The 17,428-nt window shown below is 58.6% G+C and carries 11 protein-coding genes; 10 read left to right on the top strand and 1 reads right to left on the bottom strand.

Going from position 1 to position 17,428, the window contains the following annotated elements; translation table 11 throughout:
- The first annotated feature begins 8 nt into the window (after positions 1 to 8).
- The 5 genes from ACCW71_RS18470 (at position 9) to ACCW71_RS18450 (ending at position 4,862) form a co-directional block, all read left to right on the top strand.
- Positions 9 to 995 carry a D-cysteine desulfhydrase gene (locus tag ACCW71_RS18470; protein WP_436373905.1) on the top strand — a complete coding sequence of 329 codons (987 nt, stop codon included), beginning with the start codon at positions 9 to 11 and terminating at the stop codon, positions 993 to 995.
- Positions 996 to 1,107: 112 nt separating this feature from the next.
- A complete protein-coding gene (gene tcyJ / locus ACCW71_RS18465) occupies positions 1,108 to 1,908 on the top strand; it encodes a cystine ABC transporter substrate-binding protein (RefSeq protein WP_436373903.1) in 801 nt (266 codons plus the stop codon).
- Positions 1,908 to 2,576 (top strand): cystine ABC transporter permease, encoded by a 669-nt coding sequence (gene tcyL / locus ACCW71_RS18460; RefSeq protein ID WP_436373901.1) that lies wholly within the window; start codon positions 1,908 to 1,910, stop codon positions 2,574 to 2,576. Before tcyJ ends, tcyL begins: the two co-directional genes overlap by 1 nt.
- Entirely contained in the window at positions 2,573 to 3,325 is a 753-nt protein-coding gene (gene tcyN / locus ACCW71_RS18455; RefSeq protein WP_436373900.1) for an L-cystine ABC transporter ATP-binding protein TcyN, read from the top strand. The genes tcyL and tcyN overlap by 4 nt, the downstream gene beginning before the upstream one ends.
- Positions 3,326 to 3,785: 460 nt before the next feature.
- A complete protein-coding gene (locus ACCW71_RS18450) occupies positions 3,786 to 4,862 on the top strand; it encodes an acyltransferase family protein (protein WP_436373898.1) in 1,077 nt (358 codons plus the stop codon).
- A 1,717-nt stretch (positions 4,863 to 6,579) separates the two neighbouring features.
- Here ACCW71_RS18450 and putA read toward each other — a convergent pair.
- On the bottom strand, positions 6,580 to 10,527 hold the full coding sequence (gene putA / locus ACCW71_RS18445) for a trifunctional transcriptional regulator/proline dehydrogenase/L-glutamate gamma-semialdehyde dehydrogenase (RefSeq protein ID WP_436373896.1): 3,948 nt from the start codon (positions 10,525 to 10,527) through the stop codon (positions 6,580 to 6,582).
- 451 nt (positions 10,528 to 10,978) lie between these two features.
- Between putA and putP the strand changes: the two genes are divergently transcribed.
- From putP to phoH, 5 genes are all read left to right on the top strand, one after another.
- The gene (gene putP / locus ACCW71_RS18440; RefSeq protein ID WP_436373894.1) at positions 10,979 to 12,463 is read left to right on the top strand and encodes a sodium/proline symporter PutP; all 1,485 of its coding nucleotides are present in this window, start codon (positions 10,979 to 10,981) and stop codon (positions 12,461 to 12,463) included.
- A 191-nt stretch (positions 12,464 to 12,654) separates the two neighbouring features.
- Entirely contained in the window at positions 12,655 to 13,482 is an 828-nt protein-coding gene (gene efeU / locus ACCW71_RS18435; RefSeq protein ID WP_436373893.1) for an iron uptake transporter permease EfeU, read from the top strand.
- Positions 13,483 to 13,533: 51 nt separating this feature from the next.
- Positions 13,534 to 14,649, top strand: coding sequence for an iron uptake system protein EfeO (gene efeO / locus ACCW71_RS18430; protein WP_436373892.1), 1,116 nt, complete (start codon positions 13,534 to 13,536; stop codon positions 14,647 to 14,649).
- Between the two features lie 2 nt (positions 14,650 to 14,651).
- Positions 14,652 to 15,929, top strand: a complete 1,278-nt coding sequence (gene efeB / locus ACCW71_RS18425; RefSeq protein ID WP_436373890.1) for an iron uptake transporter deferrochelatase/peroxidase subunit — start codon at positions 14,652 to 14,654, stop codon at positions 15,927 to 15,929.
- Positions 15,930 to 16,502: 573 nt separating this feature from the next.
- On the top strand, positions 16,503 to 17,291 hold the full coding sequence (gene phoH / locus ACCW71_RS18420) for a phosphate starvation-inducible protein PhoH (RefSeq protein WP_436373888.1): 789 nt from the start codon (positions 16,503 to 16,505) through the stop codon (positions 17,289 to 17,291).
- Positions 17,292 to 17,428 lie beyond the last annotated feature (137 nt).

Below are 17,428 nucleotides of genomic sequence, written 5' to 3'. Positions count from 1 at the left end.
AGGCCGCATTGTCTTTACATCTGCTACATCAATTCCCCCGACTTGAACTGTTAGGCGCACCGACGCCGTTAGAACATCTGCCCCGTCTGTCAGACTACCTCGGGCGCGATATTTTTATTAAGCGTGATGACGTTACCCCGGTGGCGCTGGGCGGTAATAAGCTGCGTAAACTGGAGTTTCTCGCCGCTGACGCGCTGCGTGAAGGCGCAGACATCCTGCTGACCGCCGGGGCGATTCAGTCAAACCATGTGCGTCAGACCGCGGCCGTCGCCGCGCGGCTCGGACTGAAGTGCGTGGCGCTGCTGGAGAACCCGATTGGCACCCAGGCGGAAAACTACCTGACCAACGGCAACCGTCTGCTACTGGATCTGCTGGATGCTGAGGTGATCATGGTGGATGCGCTCAGCCATCCGGCAGAGCAGTTGGCGGAGCAGGCCACCCGCCTTGAAGCCCAGGGATACCGGCCTTACATCGTGCCGGTGGGCGGCTCAAACGCGCTGGGTGCGCTAGGCTATGTGGAGTGCGCGCAGGAGATCGCCCATCAGAGCGAAGGCGTGGTCGATTTCGCCGCCGTGGTGGTCGCCTCGGGCAGTGCAGGCACCCATGCCGGACTGGCGGTGGGGCTGGAGCAGTTGCTGCCGCAGAGCGAGCTGGTTGGCGTGACCGTCTCACGCCAGGCTGAGGCGCAGCTGCCGCTGGTGGATCGTTTACGCCAATCGCTGGCGGAAACGCTGGAGGTGCAGGCTACGGCACCGATTACCCTGTGGGATGACTATTTTGCCCCGCGCTACGGTGAACCCAATGAGGAAGGCATGGCCGCTGTGAAACTGCTGGCACGGCTGGAAGGGATCCTGCTGGACCCGGTCTATACCGGCAAGGCGATGGCCGGACTGCTGGATGGCGTCAGTCAGAATCGCTTCCGTCGTGAAGGGCCGTTGCTGTTTATTCATACCGGTGGCGCGCCAGCGTTATTTGCTTATCATCCTTCGATCTGAGACAAGCTAAAAAAACAGTTTATACTCCAGCGTTACCATAATGGACCGGCAGTAATAAATGATGCTGCCCTTATAACAACACACACACAATACAGTTACTAATGGGGTGAATATGTCCTTTTCTCGTACAAGCCGTCAGATGGTGATGGGCGTTATGGCCGTGGCGCTGCTGGCAGGCGTCAGCGTAAAAACCTTTGCCGCAGAAAATCTGCTGAACAAGATTAAAGAGCGCGGCACGCTGCTGGTCGGTCTGGAGGGCACCTATCCGCCGTTCAGTTTCCAAGATGAAAAGGGCAAGCTGACTGGCTTTGAAGTGGAGTTTGCACAACAGCTGGCGCAGCATATGGGCGTTAAGGCGAGCCTGAAACCGACCAAATGGGACGGTATGCTGGCCTCACTGGACGCGAAGCGCATCGACGTGGTGATCAACCAGGTTACCATCTCGGATGAGCGTAAGAAGAAATATGACTTCTCCACGCCTTACACCATCTCCGGCATTCAGGCGCTGACCATGAAAGCCAACGCGGGCACCATCACCAAACCGGCTGACCTTGCGGGTAAGAAAGTGGGCGTGGGTCTGGGCACCAACTACGAGCAGTGGCTGCGCGAGAATGTGAAGGGCGTGGACGTGCGCACCTATGATGATGACCCGACCAAATATCAGGATCTGCGCTCTGGCCGTCTGAACGCCATTCTGGTTGACCGCCTGGCGGCGCTGGACCTGGTGAAGAAGACCGGCGATACCATGGCGGTCGCGGGCGACGCCTTCTCGCGTCAGGAGTCGGGCGTGGCGCTGCGTAAAGGCAATGAAGATCTGCTGAAAGCGATCGATCAGGCGATTGCGGAGATGCAGAAAGATGGCTCGCTGAGCAAGCTGTCGCAGAAATGGTTTGGCGCGGACGTGACCAAATAATGCAGGAAAGTCTTCAACTGGTGCTGGATTCAGCACCTTTTTTATTAAAAGGCGCGCTGTTTACCTTACAGCTCAGCATCGGCGGAATGTTCTTTGGCCTGCTGCTGGGCTTTATTCTGGCGCTGATGCGGCTGTCGCGCTTCTGGCCGATTCGCTGGCTGTCACGGATTTACGTCTCCATCTTTCGCGGCACCCCGCTGATTGCCCAGCTGTTTATGATCTACTACGGTTTACCGCAGTTTGGCATTGAGCTGGACCCGATCCCCTCCGCGATGATTGGCCTCTCGCTGAATACCGCCGCCTACGCTTCCGAGTCACTGCGTGGCGCGATTGCCGCCATTGAGCGCGGCCAGTGGGAAGCGGCAGCCAGTATTGGCATGACGCGCTGGCAGACCCTGCGCCGGGTGATCCTGCCGCAGGCGGCACGTACCGCGCTGCCACCGCTGGGCAACAGCTTTATCAGCCTGGTGAAAGATACCTCGCTGGCCGCGACCATTCAGGTGCCGGAGCTGTTCCGTCAGGCGCAGCTGATCACCTCGCGCACGCTGGAGGTCTTTACCATGTATCTGGCGGCCTCGCTGATCTACTGGGTGATGGCGACGCTGTTGTCGGCGTTGCAGAACCGGCTGGAACAGCATGTTAACCGTCAGGATCAGGAGTCGAAATGAGCGCCATCGAAGTCAGAAAGCTGGTGAAATCGTTTAACGGCCAGAGGGTGCTGCACGATATTGATCTCGATGTCGCCGCCGGTGAAGTGGTGGCGATTATCGGGCCGAGCGGTTCCGGTAAAACCACGCTGCTGCGCAGTATCAATCTGCTGGAGGTGCCGGACAGCGGCACTATCCGGGTCGGGGAGATTACCGTGAACGCGGCGCTGGCGCAGAACAAGCAGAAAGAGCAGGTGCGTCGTCTGCGCCAGCAGGTCGGGTTTGTCTTCCAGAACTTCAATCTGTTTCCGCACCGTTCGGTGATGGAAAATATTATTGAAGGTCCGGTCATCGTAAAAGGTGAAGACAAAGCGGACGCGGTGGCGCGTGCCCGCACGCTGCTGGAGAAGGTCGGACTGCACGGCAAGGAGGAGAGCTATCCGCGCCGTCTGTCGGGAGGACAGCAGCAGCGGGTGGCTATCGCCCGTGCGCTGGCGATGCGGCCGGAGGTGATTCTGTTTGATGAGCCGACCTCGGCGCTGGACCCGGAGCTGGTGGGTGAGGTGCTCAGCACCATCCGCGCGCTGGCCGACGAGAAACGCACTATGGTCATCGTCACCCATGAGATGAGCTTTGCCCGCGACGTTGCTGACCGCGCTATCTTTATGGATCAGGGGCGTATTGTGGAGCAGGGCGAGGCAAAAACGCTGTTCAGTAATCCGCAGCAGCCGCGTACCCGGCAGTTTCTCGATAAATTTCTTAATCAGTAATCTCGCTGCCTTCTGCGGAGGGCAGCTTCGTTCACTTTCTTCGTCTTAATCTCTCCCTTGCGCCTTCTCAATTCCGTTGTGGTAGCGGCGGTATCACAGATAAATATCTTGCCGTTAAACCTTTTGCCACATCTGACAAAACTTTTCGCTTCATCGTTTATTCAATGGTTTTTCTCTCTGCTGATTGTTCTTATTTCGCGTTACCGAATTGAATGGCAAATTTATCGGTTTATGCCGGTGGTAATATATTATCCCGCTAACACTCCACTTAACGATAAGTGTAAAGAAAGGTTCCGTCGGGTAAATAAGTGTGGCAACAGGGCCATGCGTGGTTTTTTAAGAGTTTCGCTACAGTCAGCGGCGGTTCAATGACGAATAATCGCTGAATAATCATAAAAGCACCGCTGATTTCCTCGCTTTTACTTTCCCGCATTCTGACCTACACAGCAGGAGTCATTGAATGAATACAACCAAGTCAGAACAAATATTGTGGGTAGACACCCTCAAAGGGGCCTGCATATTGCTGGTGGTCCTGTATCACACGGTTCTGCCCGGTTTCGCCGGGACGCTGAAATATCTCTCTGCCGGCGGGTTGCCAGCGGAAATGTGGATACAATTTAATACGGTCCTGTCGCCACTGCGTATGCCCGCTTTTTTCTTTGTCTCGGGATTGCTGGCGACCAACGGTATTCTGAATCGTCCCTGGAAGCAGGTATTTACCAGCCGGATTACCAATCTGTTTTATCTCTATATTTTGTGGGGGTTTATTCAGTGGTGGTCCATTGTGGGTATCTCAACGGAAATTACCGGCCAGCGTATTTCACAGAACCTGAATGCGGCTTATGCCGGTTCGCTATTTGAGTTTCTTAAGCTGACGTTTATGGCCATGAGTACCTCATGGTATCTCTATGGGCTGGGGCTCTATTTCCTCTGTGCCAAACTCTTCCGCCAATATAAGCTGGCGCTGATAGCGGTGGCGATTGTGCTCAATTATCTGGCGGTAGAGAAAGTGATCCCTTTCTGGGGACCGCAGAGTCTGGCGCAATATTTCCTGTTTTTCCTGTTGGGGGCGTTCTGGAGCCAGACGATGCTGCGTCTCAGCGAGTGGCGTCGTGAGAATCTGGTGCCCTGGGCGGTGCTGGCCGCCGTTGCCGGTATTCATGTGATATTCGGTCTGGATAAGAGTCTGTTTCTCTGTGTGCTGGCGGTGCTGTTCAGTATTGCCGCCTGCCGCTGGCTGAATCAGCACTTCAGCATGCGTTATCTCAACTGGGTCGGCCGTAACACGTTGCAGATTTACGTTATCCACCGCATCTTCATTGAGTTTTTCGGCATGTCGGCCATTTTGTTCGCCCAGCGCCACCATCTGTTCGACCAGGCGTGGTTTTCATTCCTCTGGGCCTGTTTCTACCCGATTGCGATTGTCGGGATCTGCTCACTCTGTTCAGTGGCGATCTGGTCGCTGACCAATCGGGGATTCGGGCAGTCGCTGTTTCTGTTTCCGACGCTGGTGAAGCGGGCGCCTGGCGGCGGGTGAGGTTTGATTTGCCGCAGAGGGCGAGTTTCGCTTAGCAGCGGTTACACGCTGAGAAGGTTTCGCTTAGCAGCGGGCTTACTATGAGAAGGTTTCGCCCGCCAGGCGTGGGGGAGTTTCAGGTCGCCGGTGCAGGCGGTCGCGTTAAGGGGCGGACGCCCGCCCCTTAACAATCCCGGCGCCCGGCAGCCTGCGCGCCCCGCTTTGCGAGGTGCCTTCGTCACGCCCTGCGGCCACGGACCGGCCGGACGCGCCCTCCCTGGCGCGGCCCGTCCTTTCGCCGACGTCCTGTCGGCTCATCCTCGCCTCCGGTTGTTCCTCAGCGCTTCGGATGCTTCCCCAACGGCCCCGCCTGTGATTTTTATTTTCCTGATGGTGCCACCGCGTTGTCTGGCATTAAGGGCGCTGGGCCGGTTACACGCGGCAGGGTTTCGCTTTACAGCGGTTACACACTAAGAAGATTTCGCTTAGCAGCGGGCTGACACTGAGAAGGTTTCGCCCGCCAGGCGTGGGGGAGTTTCAGGCCGCCAGTGCGGGCGCTCGCGTCAAGGGGCGGACGCCCGCCCCTTAACAATCCCGGCGCCCGGCAGCCTGCGCGCCCCGCTTTGCGGGGTACCTTCGTCACGCCCTGCGGCCACGGACCGGCCGGACGCGCCCTCCCTGGCGCGGCCGGTCCTTTCGCCGACGTCCTGTCGGCTCATCCTTGCCTCCGGTTGTTCCTCAGCGCTACGGATGCCTCCCCAACGGCCCCGCCTGTAATTTTTGTTTTCTTTCTTAGGTCACAGCGTTGCCTGTTAGCCGGTTATGCGAAAACAGCTAATGCCCTGGGATAAAAATCACAGCGATGAAGAACCTGGCAAAGAAAGAAAATCCGGCAGCGGGAGGGGAGGCCGTCTGAAACGCTGAGCCGAAGCGGGATTTCAGGACGAGCGACAGGGATGCCGCGAAGAGGCGGGTCAGCGCCAGGGATGGCGCGTTCCGCCGGTCCGTCGGAAATCCCGAAGAGGCGAAGGGACCGCGAAGCGGCGTTGAAGCCGGCCGGAGCCGGGGGTCAAGGGGGCGCGGCGCATGGCGCCCCCTTGTTGGTCGCCCGCAGCGGCGAACCTGAAACTGCCGCATCCGCCAGGCGAACGAAACCCTCTCAGCGCCTGTTCACCGCATGAACAAACCCGTATCCGCCAGGCGAACGAAACCTCTCAGAGTCCGTTCACCGCGTGAACAAACCCAGCCCGTTCGCGCAGCGAACAATACTCTTACAGCGACATCAGAACCGTTTAATAAAATGCAGGCTTGCCGCAAGGGTCTGTGGAGGCCGTCTGAAACGCTGAGCCGAAGCGGGATTTCAGGACGAGCGACAGGGATGTCGCGAAGAGGCGGGTCAGCGCCAGGGATGGCGCGTTCCGCCGGTCCGTCAGAAATCCCGGGGAGGCGAAGGAACCGCGAAGCGGCGTTGAAGCCGGCCGGAGCCGGGGGTCAAGGGGGCGCGGCGAATGGCGCCCCCTTGTTGGTCGCCCGCAGCGGCGGGCCTGAAACTGCCGCATCCGCCAGGCGAACGAAACCCTCTCAGCGCCCGTTCACCGCGTGAACAACACAGCCCGCATCCGCCAGGCGAACGAAACCTTCTCAGCGCCTGTTCACCGCATGAACAACCCAGCCCGTTCGCTGCCGGACAAACCTAGCCCGTTCGCGCAGCGAACACCCATTCCCGGCAACGGCCGCCTTACCCTATGGTCATCAGGCTGGCATTCCCGCCCGCCGCCGCGGTATTCACACTCAGTGAACGCTCAATCAGCAGACGCTCCAGCAGCAGATTGGTCTCGCCGCGGGCAAAGCCCTGTACCGAGACAATCGCGCCATCGCGTGCCGCAATCTGCTCACACAGAATGCGCAGCTGATCGGCATCGCCGTGATAGATCACCGCATCAAACTCTGCGGCTAACGGATCGCGCGCTAGCGTGATGCGCGCTTTCACCGCCTCTGGCAGCGAGGCACGCAGCGTGCGGTGCAGCTCATCATCGGGCCACAGCGCTTTACTGCCGACGCTGGTCACGGCGGCGAGCTGGATTAACGCATCCTGCTCATTATCCGCCAGACAGAGCACCTGCTCACGCGGCAGCAGCGAGAAGGTATTGCGCTCGCCGGTCGGGCCAGGCAGCAGACGGACCACGCCCGCCTGGGCAAGATCAGCATAGTGCTGGCAGAGATCCGCCAGCTCAGGCTTATCTTTGGCCCAGGTAGTGAGTGCCTGATGTGGAGCCAGCAGCGCCTGACGCAGCGTGCTGTCCGCCGGGCGATCGGCATCCTGACGGTCAAAGGTCAGACGCAGTGCGCCATCCGGGCGATGCGCCAGCAGACGATAAAGATAGAGCGGACCGCCCGCCTTGGGACCGGTGCCGGACAAGCCTTCGCCGCCAAACGGCTGAACCCCAACCACTGCGCCGACCATATTGCGGTTAACGTAGAGATTACCGACTCTGGCATTCGCCGTGACCTGTGCAATGGTCTCGTCGATGCGGGTATGCACACCCAGCGTCAGACCATAGCCCGAAGCGTTAATCTGCTCGATCAGCTGTGGCAGGTTATTCCGGGTAAAGCGCACCACGTGCAGCACCGGACCGAAGATCTCTTTATCGAGATCGCTGACCTGATCCAGCTCGATCAGCGTCGGCTTAATAAAGGTGCCGCTGCTCCACTCTTTGCTGTCCTGCGGGTTATCCTGCACCGCCTGATAGACCGTGAAGCCCTTGTTACGCATCGCCTGAATATGACGCTCAATATTCCCTTTGGCTTCGGCATCGATCACCGGACCAATATCGGTCGAGAAGCGTTCCGGGTTGCCCATACGACACTCGGCCATCGCACCGCGCAGCATCTTCAGGGTGTGGTCAGCCACATCCGCCTGGATGCAGAGCAGCCGCAGGGCAGAGCAGCGCTGTCCGGCACTGTCAAAAGCGGAGGCGACGATGTCGACCACCACCTGCTCGGTCAGCGCCGAGGAGTCGACAATCATTGCGTTCATCCCGCCAGTCTCAGCAATCAGCGGCGTAGGACGCCCCTGCGGATCGAGACGGCCCGCCAGATTACGTTGCAGCAGCGTCGCCACCGCGGTGGAGCCGGTAAACATCACGCCGCGCACCCGCTCGTCGCCGGTCAGCTGCGCGCCGACGGTTTCACCCTGGCCCGGCAGCAGTTGCAGCACGCCCGCCGGGACGCCTGCATCCAGCAGGATCTGAACCGCCTGCGCGGCGATCAGCGGGGTCTGCTCGGCCGGTTTAGCCAGCACGCTGTTACCCGCCGCCAGCGCCGCCGCAATCTGACCGGTAAAGATGGCCAGCGGGAAGTTCCACGGACTGATACAGACCACCGGGCCCAGCGGACGATGCGTTTCATTGTCGAAATCGTCGCGCACCATACCGGCGTAGTAGTAGAGGAAGTCCACCGCCTCGCGCACTTCGGCGATGGCGTTGTTATAGGTTTTACCCGCTTCCCGCACCAGCACGCCAATCAGCTGCTGCATCTGGCTTTCCATCAGCTGACCGGCACGTTCCAGAATGGCGGCGCGCTCCTGCGGCGGGGTGGCGAACCAGATTGGCCCGCTGTTCACCGCGGCGTTCAGCGCCAGAGAGACCTCTTCAGCCGTCGCCTCGCGCACCTGACCGACCCGATCGTTCGGCGCGGCCGGATTGAGAATATCGCGCAGCTCCCCGGCACCCGCTTCGCCGTCGATCATCGGCTGCGCCAGGCAGGGGTGGGCGGCGCTGCTCAGCAGGGCACTGGAGAGCGAGGCGAGACGGTGCTCGTTCGCCATATCCAGCCCGGCGGAGTTGACGCGATTATCACCGTAGAGATCGCGCGGCAGCGGAATTTTCGGATGCGGCAGGCCGATAGCGCCTTCGCTGGCACCCAGCTTCTCGACGGCGGTCACCGGATCGGCCACCAGCTCATCAATCGGCAGCGAGGTATCGGCGATGCGGTTCACAAAGGAGGTGTTGGCCCCGTTCTCCAGCAGGCGGCGCACCAGATAGGCCAGCAGGGTTTCATGGGTCCCGACCGGTGCATAGATCCGGCAGGGACGATTCAGTTTACCGTCCGCAACCTTACCCACCACCTGTTCATACAGCGGTTCGCCCATGCCGTGCAGACACTGGAACTCATACTGACCCGGATAGTAGTTATTGCCCGCCAGCTGATAGATCGCCGCCAGGGTGTGGGCGTTATGGGTGGCGAACTGCGGATAGATCAGATTAGGCACCGACAGCAGTTTACGGGCGCAGGCGAGGTAGGAGATGTCGGTGTAGACCTTGCGGGTGTAGACCGGATAGCCTTCCAGCCCTTCCATCTGGGCGCGCTTGATCTCGCTGTCCCAGTAAGCGCCTTTCACCAGGCGGATCATCAGGCGACGGCGGCTGCGCTGCGCCAGATCGATCAGCTCATCGATCACAAACGGACAGCGCTTCATGTAAGCCTGAATTACAAAACCGATGCCGTTCCAGCCCTCCAGCTCCGGCTCGAAACAGAGTTTTTCCAGCAGATCGAGCGACAGCTCCAGCCGGTCAGCCTCTTCCGCATCAATGTTGATGCCGATGTCGTAAGAGCGGGCCAGCAGCGTCAACGACTTCAGAATCGGGTAGAGTTCTTCCATTACCCGCTCATACTGCGCGCGGCTGTAACGCGGATGAAGGGCCGACAGCTTGATGGAGATGCCCGGTCCTTCATAGATGCCGCGGCCATTGGAGGCTTTACCAATAGCGTGGATCGCCTGCTGATAAGAGATCAGATAGGCTTTCGCATCGCCAGCGGTCAGCGCCGCTTCGCCCAGCATGTCATAGGAGTAACGGAAACCTTTCTCTTCCAGCTTGCGGGCGTTGGCCAGCGCTTCGGCGATGGTTTCGCCGGTAACGAACTGTTCGCCCATCAGGCGCATCGCCATATCCACACCTTTGCGGATCAGCGGCTCGCCACTCTTACCGATGATGCGGTTAAGCGAGCGCGACAGATTCGCTTCGTTGTGGGTTGAGACCAGACGACCGGTAAACAGCAGGCCCCAGGTGGCGGCGTTGACAAACATCGAGGAGCTGCGGCCCAGATGCGACTGCCAGTTACCGTTGCTGATCTTGTCGCGGATCAGCGCGTCGCGGGTTGGCTTGTCGGGAATACGCAGCAGTGCCTCGGCGAGACACATCAGCGCCACGCCTTCGTGCGAGGATAAAGAGAACTCCTGGAGCAGACTCTGCACCATGCCGGCGCGTCCGGTTGCCCCTTTCTGGTGCCTGAGCTTGTCCGCTAACTGATAGGCCAGCTGGTGGGTTTTCTCGGCCAGTGGCGCAGGCAGGCGCGCCTGTTCCAGCAGCATCGGCACCGCATCGGTCTCAGGACGACGCCAGGCAGCGGTCACGGCGGAACGGGTCACCGACTGCGGTAAAATCTGCTCTGCAAAGTCAAGGAACGGCTGGTGTGCCTCGTCGGGCAGGGTATCCTCAGCCTCTACGGCGGCCTGTGGGGAGAGCGGGATCTCCGGTAGCGCGTTGCCGGTTTCAACCTGGCTGAGATAGCTGAAGATTGCCTGTTTAATCAGCCAGTGTGGCGTGCGGTCAATGCGCTGCGCAGCCAGTTTGATGCGCTCGCGCGTCGCATCATCCAGTTTTACACCCATGGTGGTTGTTCCCATGACTCCAGAGCTCCTCAATAGTGGTTCGATACGGCGTTGGCTGCACTATCACTTAAGTTGCAACTTTGTGCAACCGTGTTAAATGTGAGCCAGTTAACACCCTTAAAACCGGGGCGAATGTTAAATCCTGCAATCCGGCACGGATATTGCTGCAAGATCCTCGCCAGGTTGGCAGGCCCGATAACAGGCGGGTTAACAGGGGAAGTAATTGAGGTGCAACCGGGGATCTGTGAGCGAGTGCAACCTCTGAGCATTTTTTATTAAACGGTTAGTGAAATGGCTGTAACGCCTGTGTTAAATCCATTGTGCGCGCCACGCCTTTCCGGCAGGATACCGCGCCGCTGGGAACTGACGAACGCCCTGACGAGAATCATCGGCCCGCCTTGCCCCGTTCCGGCAGACGAGTAGCGGATGATTTCTCTGGGATAACAAATAATAAGTGGAGAGACAGATGAGTGTAAGTACACCAATGCTGGTGACCTTTGTGATCTATATCCTTGGGATGGTGCTGATTGGTTTTGTGGCGTATCGCTCAACCAAAAACTTTGATGACTATATCCTCGGGGGCCGCAGTCTCGGCAGCGTGGTGACGGCACTCTCTGCCGGTGCATCAGACATGAGTGGCTGGCTGCTGATGGGGCTGCCAGGCGCGATTTTTATCTCGGGTATCTCAGAGAGCTGGATTGCCATCGGCCTGATCATGGGTGCCTGGCTGAACTGGAAAATAGTGGCCGGTCGCCTGCGGGTCCAGACGGAACATCACAACAACGCTCTGACTCTGCCGGATTTCTTCACCAGCCGCTTTGAAGATCACAGCAAAATTCTGCGCGTCATCTCGGCGATTGTGATCCTGGTCTTCTTCACCATCTACTGTGCCTCTGGCGTAGTGGCCGGTGCGCGTCTGTTTGAAAGTACCTTTGGCATGAGCTACCAGACCGCGCTGTGGGCCGGTGCGGCCGCCACCATTCTCTATACCCTGGTAGGCGGTTTCCTGGCGGTGAGCTGGACCGATACCGTGCAGGCGGGCCTGATGTTCTTCGCCCTGATCCTGACGCCGGTATTTGTGATTATCGCGGTGGGCGGCTGGTCCGACTCCATCGCGGTGATCCAGGCGAAAAGCCTGGAGAACCTCGACATGCTGAAAGGACTCAACTTTGTGGCGGTGATCTCGCTGCTCGGCTGGGGATTGGGCTATTTTGGTCAGCCACATATTCTGGCGCGCTTTATGGCGGCCGACTCTCACCGCTCGATCCGCACGGCGCGTCGTATCGGCATGACCTGGATGATCCTCTGCCTCGCCGGTGCGGTGGCGGTGGGCTTCTTCGGTATCGCCTGGTTCCAGGACAACCCGACTATGGCCACAGGCGTTAACGACAACGCAGAGCGGGTCTTTATCGAGCTGGCACGTATTCTGTTCAACCCGTGGATTGCCGGGATTCTGCTTTCGGCGATTCTGGCGGCGGTGATGTCAACCCTGAGCTGTCAGCTGCTGGTCTGCTCCAGTGCCCTGACGGAGGATCTCTATAAAGGTTTCCTGCGTAAAAATGCCAGCCAGCAGGAGCTGGTGTGGGTCGGGCGTCTGATGGTGCTGCTGGTGGCGCTGATCGCGATCGCGCTGGCGGCGAACCCGGAAAACCGGGTGCTGGGCCTGGTGAGCTACGCCTGGGCAGGCTTTGGTGCCGCCTTTGGTCCGGTGGTGCTGTTTGGCGTCTGCTGGAAGCGCATGAATCGCAATGGCGCACTGGCGGGCATGATCATCGGCGCGCTGACCGTGCTGGTGTGGAAACAGTATGGCTGGCTCGGCCTGTATGAAATTATCCCAGGCTTCATTTTCGCCAGCATCGCGATTGTGGTCTTCAGCCTGCTGGGTCGTGAGCCTTCCGCTGAAGCGCAGCAGCGCTTTGCCGCCGCTGAAGCAGAGTTTCAGACTAAGTAAGCGAACCGCCTCTCGTTAAAGCCCGTTCCCGCAAGGGACGGGCTTTTTTGTTACAAACGCAAACCACTTAAAAGTGAAATTATCTCCATCAGCAACTTGTTTTTTTTGCAGCGATAATGATAATCGGTATCGTTTACACTTTACCGGTTTTTACCTTTTATTGACGCTGCTTAACATTCAAGAGGTTGGCGATGTTTGTTCCGTTTCTCATCATGCTGCGCGAAGGTCTTGAAGCCGCACTGATTGTCAGCCTGATAGCCAGCTATCTCAAACGCACCCAGCGCACCCAGTGGTTCCCGGCGATGTGGGCGGGCGTGTTTGTCGCCGCCGCGCTCTGCCTCGGGCTGGGGCTGTTCATTAACGCCACCACCGGTGAGTTTCCGCAGAAAGAGCAGGAGCTGTTTGAAGGGCTGGTGGCGCTGATCGCCGTGGTGATCCTCACCTCAATGGTCTTCTGGATGCGCCGGGTCGCGCGTAATATCCGGGTCGAACTGGAACAGGCGGTGGATCAGGCGCTACAGCGCTCCGGGCGCGGTGGTCTGGCGCTGGTGCTGATGGTGTTTCTCGCCGTGGCGCGCGAAGGGCTGGAGTCGGTCTTCTTCCTGCTGGCGGCTTTTACCCAGGATGTCGGCTACGCGCCGCCGGTTGGCGCGGTGCTGGGTCTGGCGACCGCGGTGGTGCTGGGAATGCTGCTCTACTGGGGCGGTATCCGGCTGAACATGGCCCATTTCTTCCGCTGGACCAGCGTCTTCATCCTGTTTGTGGCTGCCGGTCTGGCGGCGGGTGCGATCCGCGCCTTCCATGAGGCGGGTCTATGGAATCGCTTTCAGGATGTCGCCTTCGATCTCAGCAATACCTTATCGACCCATTCGCTGGCCGGCACCCTGCTGGAGGGGATACTCGGCTATCAGGAGACGCCGAGCGTCAGTGAAGTCACGGTCTACTTCGCCTATCTGATCCCCGCGCTGATCCTGTTTTTTATGCCGCCGCGTCCCGCCGCGTCGGCCGCTGTGCGTTAAGCCATTTAACCGGCGCGAGTGTCGCGCCTGCAACCTGATAGGGAAAGAGAGATGACAATGCGTTTCCGCCGCAAGGCACTGCTGCTTCCTCTGCTGGCGATCTCCGCTTCGGCGGCTGCGGCGGTGCCGCAGGTGACGGTCAGCGTGAATGATCGCCAGTGCGAGCCGATGAGCCTGACGGTCAAAGCCGGTAAGACCCAGTTCCTGATCAAAAACAACAGCCAGAAGGCGCTGGAGTGGGAGATCCTCAAGGGAGTGATGGTGGTTGAAGAGCGTGAGAACATCGCGCCGGGCTTCAGTCAGAAGCTGACCGCCACGCTCGAGCCGGGGGAATATGAGATGACCTGTGGCCTGCTGAGCAATCCTAAAGGCAGACTGGTGGTTGAAGCGGGTGAGGGCGCGGCAAAGGCTGGCAACTCCGCGCGGATGCAGCTCGAAGCCCCGATTACCGCCTATAAAACCTATGTCACCGGGCAGGTGAGTGCGCTGGTCAGCAATACCCAGGCCTTTACCGATGCGGTTAAAGCGGGTGAGGTGGAAAAAGCCAAAGCGCTGTTTGCCCCGACCCGCCAGTACTATGAGCGCATCGAGCCGATCGCCGAGCTCTTCTCCGACCTCGACAGCAGCATTGATGCCCGTGAAGATGACTTCGAGAAGAAAGCGGCGGATCCGAAGTTCACCGGTTTCCACCGTCTGGAGAAAGCACTATTTGCTGACAACAGCACCCAGGGCATGGCGGGCTATGCCGATCAGCTGAACAAAGATGTTAAAGAGTTGCAGGTCCGCGTCAGCGAACTGGCGTTCCCGCCGGCTAAAGTGGTGGGCGGCGCGGCAGGTCTGATTGAAGAGGTTGCCTCCAGCAAAATTTCCGGGGAAGAAGATCGCTACAGCCGCACCGACCTGTGGGATTTCCAGGCGAACATCGATGGCGCGCAGAAAATTGTTGAGCTGCTGCGACCGATGGTAAGCAGCGCCAACCCGCAGCTGCTGGCCAAAGTTGACGTTAACTTCAAAAAAGTGGATACGATCCTGAGTAAATATCGCACCCAGACCGGTTTCGAATCCTATGAGAAACTGACCAGCGCTGACCGTAACGCGCTGAAAGGACCGATCACCGCGCTGGCGGAAGATCTTTCATTACTTCGTGGCACTTTAGGTCTGGATTAATCATGAGTCGTCAGGAAGATGACGCGCAGCCCGCGCGTCGTCGTTTATTAAAAGGACTCGGCCTGCTGGGCGGTGCGGCAGCGCTGGGGGGCGGCTGCCCGTTTCATGCGGCGGCGGCCGACAGTTTTTCACCGGGGACCGTGACGCCTCAGGCGCGGCAACAGATGCAGCCATTTTATGGTCCGCATCAGGCGGGGATCGTTACGCCTCAGCAGGCATCGATGATGCTGGTGGCGTTTGATCTGCTCAGCAGTGATAAAGCCGAACTGGAGCGCCTGTTCCGGCTGCTGACGCAGCGCATCGCCTTTCTCACCACCGGCGGCCCGGCGCCCGAAGTGACCAATCCGCAGTTGCCGCCAATGGATTCCGGTATTCTCGGCGCGACCATCGCGCCAGATAACCTGACGATTACCGTTTCGGTGGGCCACTCGCTGTTTGATGAACGCTTTGGTTTAGCGCCACATAAGCCGCGCAAGCTCCAGCCGATGACGCGCTTCCCCAATGATTCGCTCGACGCCACCCAGTGCCACGGGGATCTGCTGTTACAGATTTGCGCCAACACCCAGGATACGGTGATCCACGCGCTGCGCGACATCATCAAGCACACCCCGGACCTGCTCGGTGTGCGCTGGCGGCGGGAAGGCTTTATCTCCGATCACGTGGCGCGCAGTCAGGGGCAGGAGACACCGATTAATCTGCTGGGCTTCAAAGATGGCACCGCCAACCCGGATACCAGAAACTCCGCGTTAATGAACCAGTTGCTGTGGGTGACTGCCGATCAGGATGAACCCGCCTGGGCACGCAACGGCAGCTATCAGGCGGTGCGGTTAATCCGTTTTCACGTTGAGATGTGGGATCGCACTCCGCTGGGCGAACAGCAGACCATCTTCGGGCGCGATAAGCTAAGCGGCGCACCGCTGGGGATGCAACATGAACGCGATATTCCCGACTACAGCCGCGACCCGGATGGCGAGGTGATCGCACTGGACGCCCATATCCGGCTGGCGAATCCCCGCACCCCGGAGACCGCCAGCAGCCTGATGCTGCGGCGCGGCTACAGCTACTCGGCCGGTATTTCCGCTGCCGGGCAGCTGGAGATGGGACTGCTGTTTGTCTGTTATCAGCACGACCTGGAGCGCGGTTTTCTTACGGTACAACAGCGGCTGAACGGTGAGGCGCTGGAAGAATATATCCGGCCCTTTGGCGGCGGATACTTTTTTGTTTTGCCCGGCGTCGCTGACCCGAATCATTATTTAGCTCAGCCGTTGCTGGAAGCCTGATTAAATTTTATCCAGCGCGCGCAGTCTGGCTTCAGTCTGCGCGTTGTTTTCTGCTCAGGCGCCTGCCGCAGTGCGTTTTTACTGAGAATTTAACACGATTAAGCAGCCATCAAATTAAAGCAATAGACTGAAAATTAAGGGGATTACACTTTGGCATAAAAGAAATGTTTGCCCGAAATACGCAATTCCTTTACCAGCAGGTAAAATTACTGTTGCAAAGAGCCAATAAAATGGTGCACTTTATTAAACAGGCGTAATCAGACGTGTTGATGTATCACACTGGAGTTCGCGCATGGGTCGATTCTTTTATGGAAAGTCACTAGCAGTAAATAGATTGCGCCAGACCGCGAGGGCTATTCTGCCTCGTTATTTCCACCTCCCTTCAACGGTTTCTCTTGTCCTATCGAATCCTGTTTTATCCGGTGTTCAGCCACGCTGTTGCGCTGCTGCATACCCACTATCCTGTCCTGTCATGGCTCTAAAGGAAGCCAACTGAAACCTCTAAAGCGTTCACGTAATCGCAACGGGCCAGCGGCCTGACGCGGGAAATGAAACCAACTGAAAGGTGCCACTATGGGAAGACAGAAAGCAGTGATCAAAGCGCGTCGGGAAGCAAGACGAGTGCTTCGCAATGACTCCCGCAGTCATCGTCAGCGTGAAGAAGAATCGGTCACTTCGCTGGTGCATATGGGTGGGCTCGACTCAATTGGCATGGCGCGCGACGCGCGTGACCGTGGTCCGATTGAAGCCCGTAATGAAGCTCAGGCGCACTATCTCAACGCCATAGAAAAGAAACAGCTGATCTTCGCGACCGGGGAAGCCGGCTGCGGTAAAACCTGGATCAGCGCCGCGAAAGCGGCTGAGGCCCTGATTCATAAGGATATAGACAGGATTATTGTTACGCGCCCGGTACTTCAGGCAGATGAGGATTTGGGATTTCTTCCCGGCGATATTTCTGAGAAGTTCGCCCCTTATTTCCGACCGGTTTACGACATTCTGGTTAAACGTCTTGGCGCATCCTTTATGCAATATTGTCTGCGTCCGGAAATCGCTAAAGTCGAAATTGCGCCGTTTGCCTATATGCGCGGCCGCACCTTCGAAAATGCGGTGGTGATTCTGGATGAGGCGCAGAACGTTACCGCCGCGCAGATGAAAATGTTCCTGACCCGACTGGGCGAAAACGTCACGGTCATTGTTAACGGCGATATTACCCAGTGCGACTTGCCCGCTGGGGTGCCTTCCGGTCTCGCGGACGCGCTGGCGCGTTTTGAAGAGGACGAGATGGTTGGCATTGTGCGCTTTGGCAAAGAGGATTGTGTGCGTTCCGCGCTGTGTCAGCGCACCCTGCACGCATATAGCTAGCGTTCGATTGAGTAGAAGTGTAGCGCCCAAACCCGGCTCCGGCCGGGTTTTCTTTTGGTGGAGAGGGGGATGGATTCGCTGCGCTCACCCTGCGGGCAGCGTCGCAGGCTCCGCTGTCCAGCTGGCTGCGCCAGCTG

The sequence above is a fragment of the Pantoea sp. C2G6 genome, from assembly GCF_051336815.1.
Classification (GTDB): Bacteria; Pseudomonadota; Gammaproteobacteria; order Enterobacterales; family Enterobacteriaceae; genus Pantoea.
Note: the sequence above shows the minus strand (reverse complement) of the source record. Positions and strands in the feature narration are given on the sequence as shown.

Excerpts from the sequence above, each read along its gene's own strand:
- putP (WP_436373894.1), top strand. The coding sequence starts at position 10,979 with ATGAGTGTAAGTACACCAATGCTGGTGACCTTTGTGATCTATATCCTT.
- efeO (WP_436373892.1), top strand. The coding sequence starts at position 13,534 with ATGACAATGCGTTTCCGCCGCAAGGCACTGCTGCTTCCTCTGCTGGCG.
- putA (WP_436373896.1), bottom strand. The coding sequence starts at position 10,527 with ATGGGAACAACCACCATGGGTGTAAAACTGGATGATGCGACGCGCGAG.
- tcyL (WP_436373901.1), top strand. The coding sequence starts at position 1,908 with ATGCAGGAAAGTCTTCAACTGGTGCTGGATTCAGCACCTTTTTTATTA.
- tcyN (WP_436373900.1), top strand. The coding sequence starts at position 2,573 with ATGAGCGCCATCGAAGTCAGAAAGCTGGTGAAATCGTTTAACGGCCAG.
- phoH (WP_436373888.1), top strand. The coding sequence starts at position 16,503 with ATGGGAAGACAGAAAGCAGTGATCAAAGCGCGTCGGGAAGCAAGACGA.
- tcyJ (WP_436373903.1), top strand. The coding sequence starts at position 1,108 with ATGTCCTTTTCTCGTACAAGCCGTCAGATGGTGATGGGCGTTATGGCC.
- efeU (WP_436373893.1), top strand. The coding sequence starts at position 12,655 with ATGTTTGTTCCGTTTCTCATCATGCTGCGCGAAGGTCTTGAAGCCGCA.
- efeB (WP_436373890.1), top strand. The coding sequence starts at position 14,652 with ATGAGTCGTCAGGAAGATGACGCGCAGCCCGCGCGTCGTCGTTTATTA.
- ACCW71_RS18450 (WP_436373898.1), top strand. The coding sequence starts at position 3,786 with ATGAATACAACCAAGTCAGAACAAATATTGTGGGTAGACACCCTCAAA.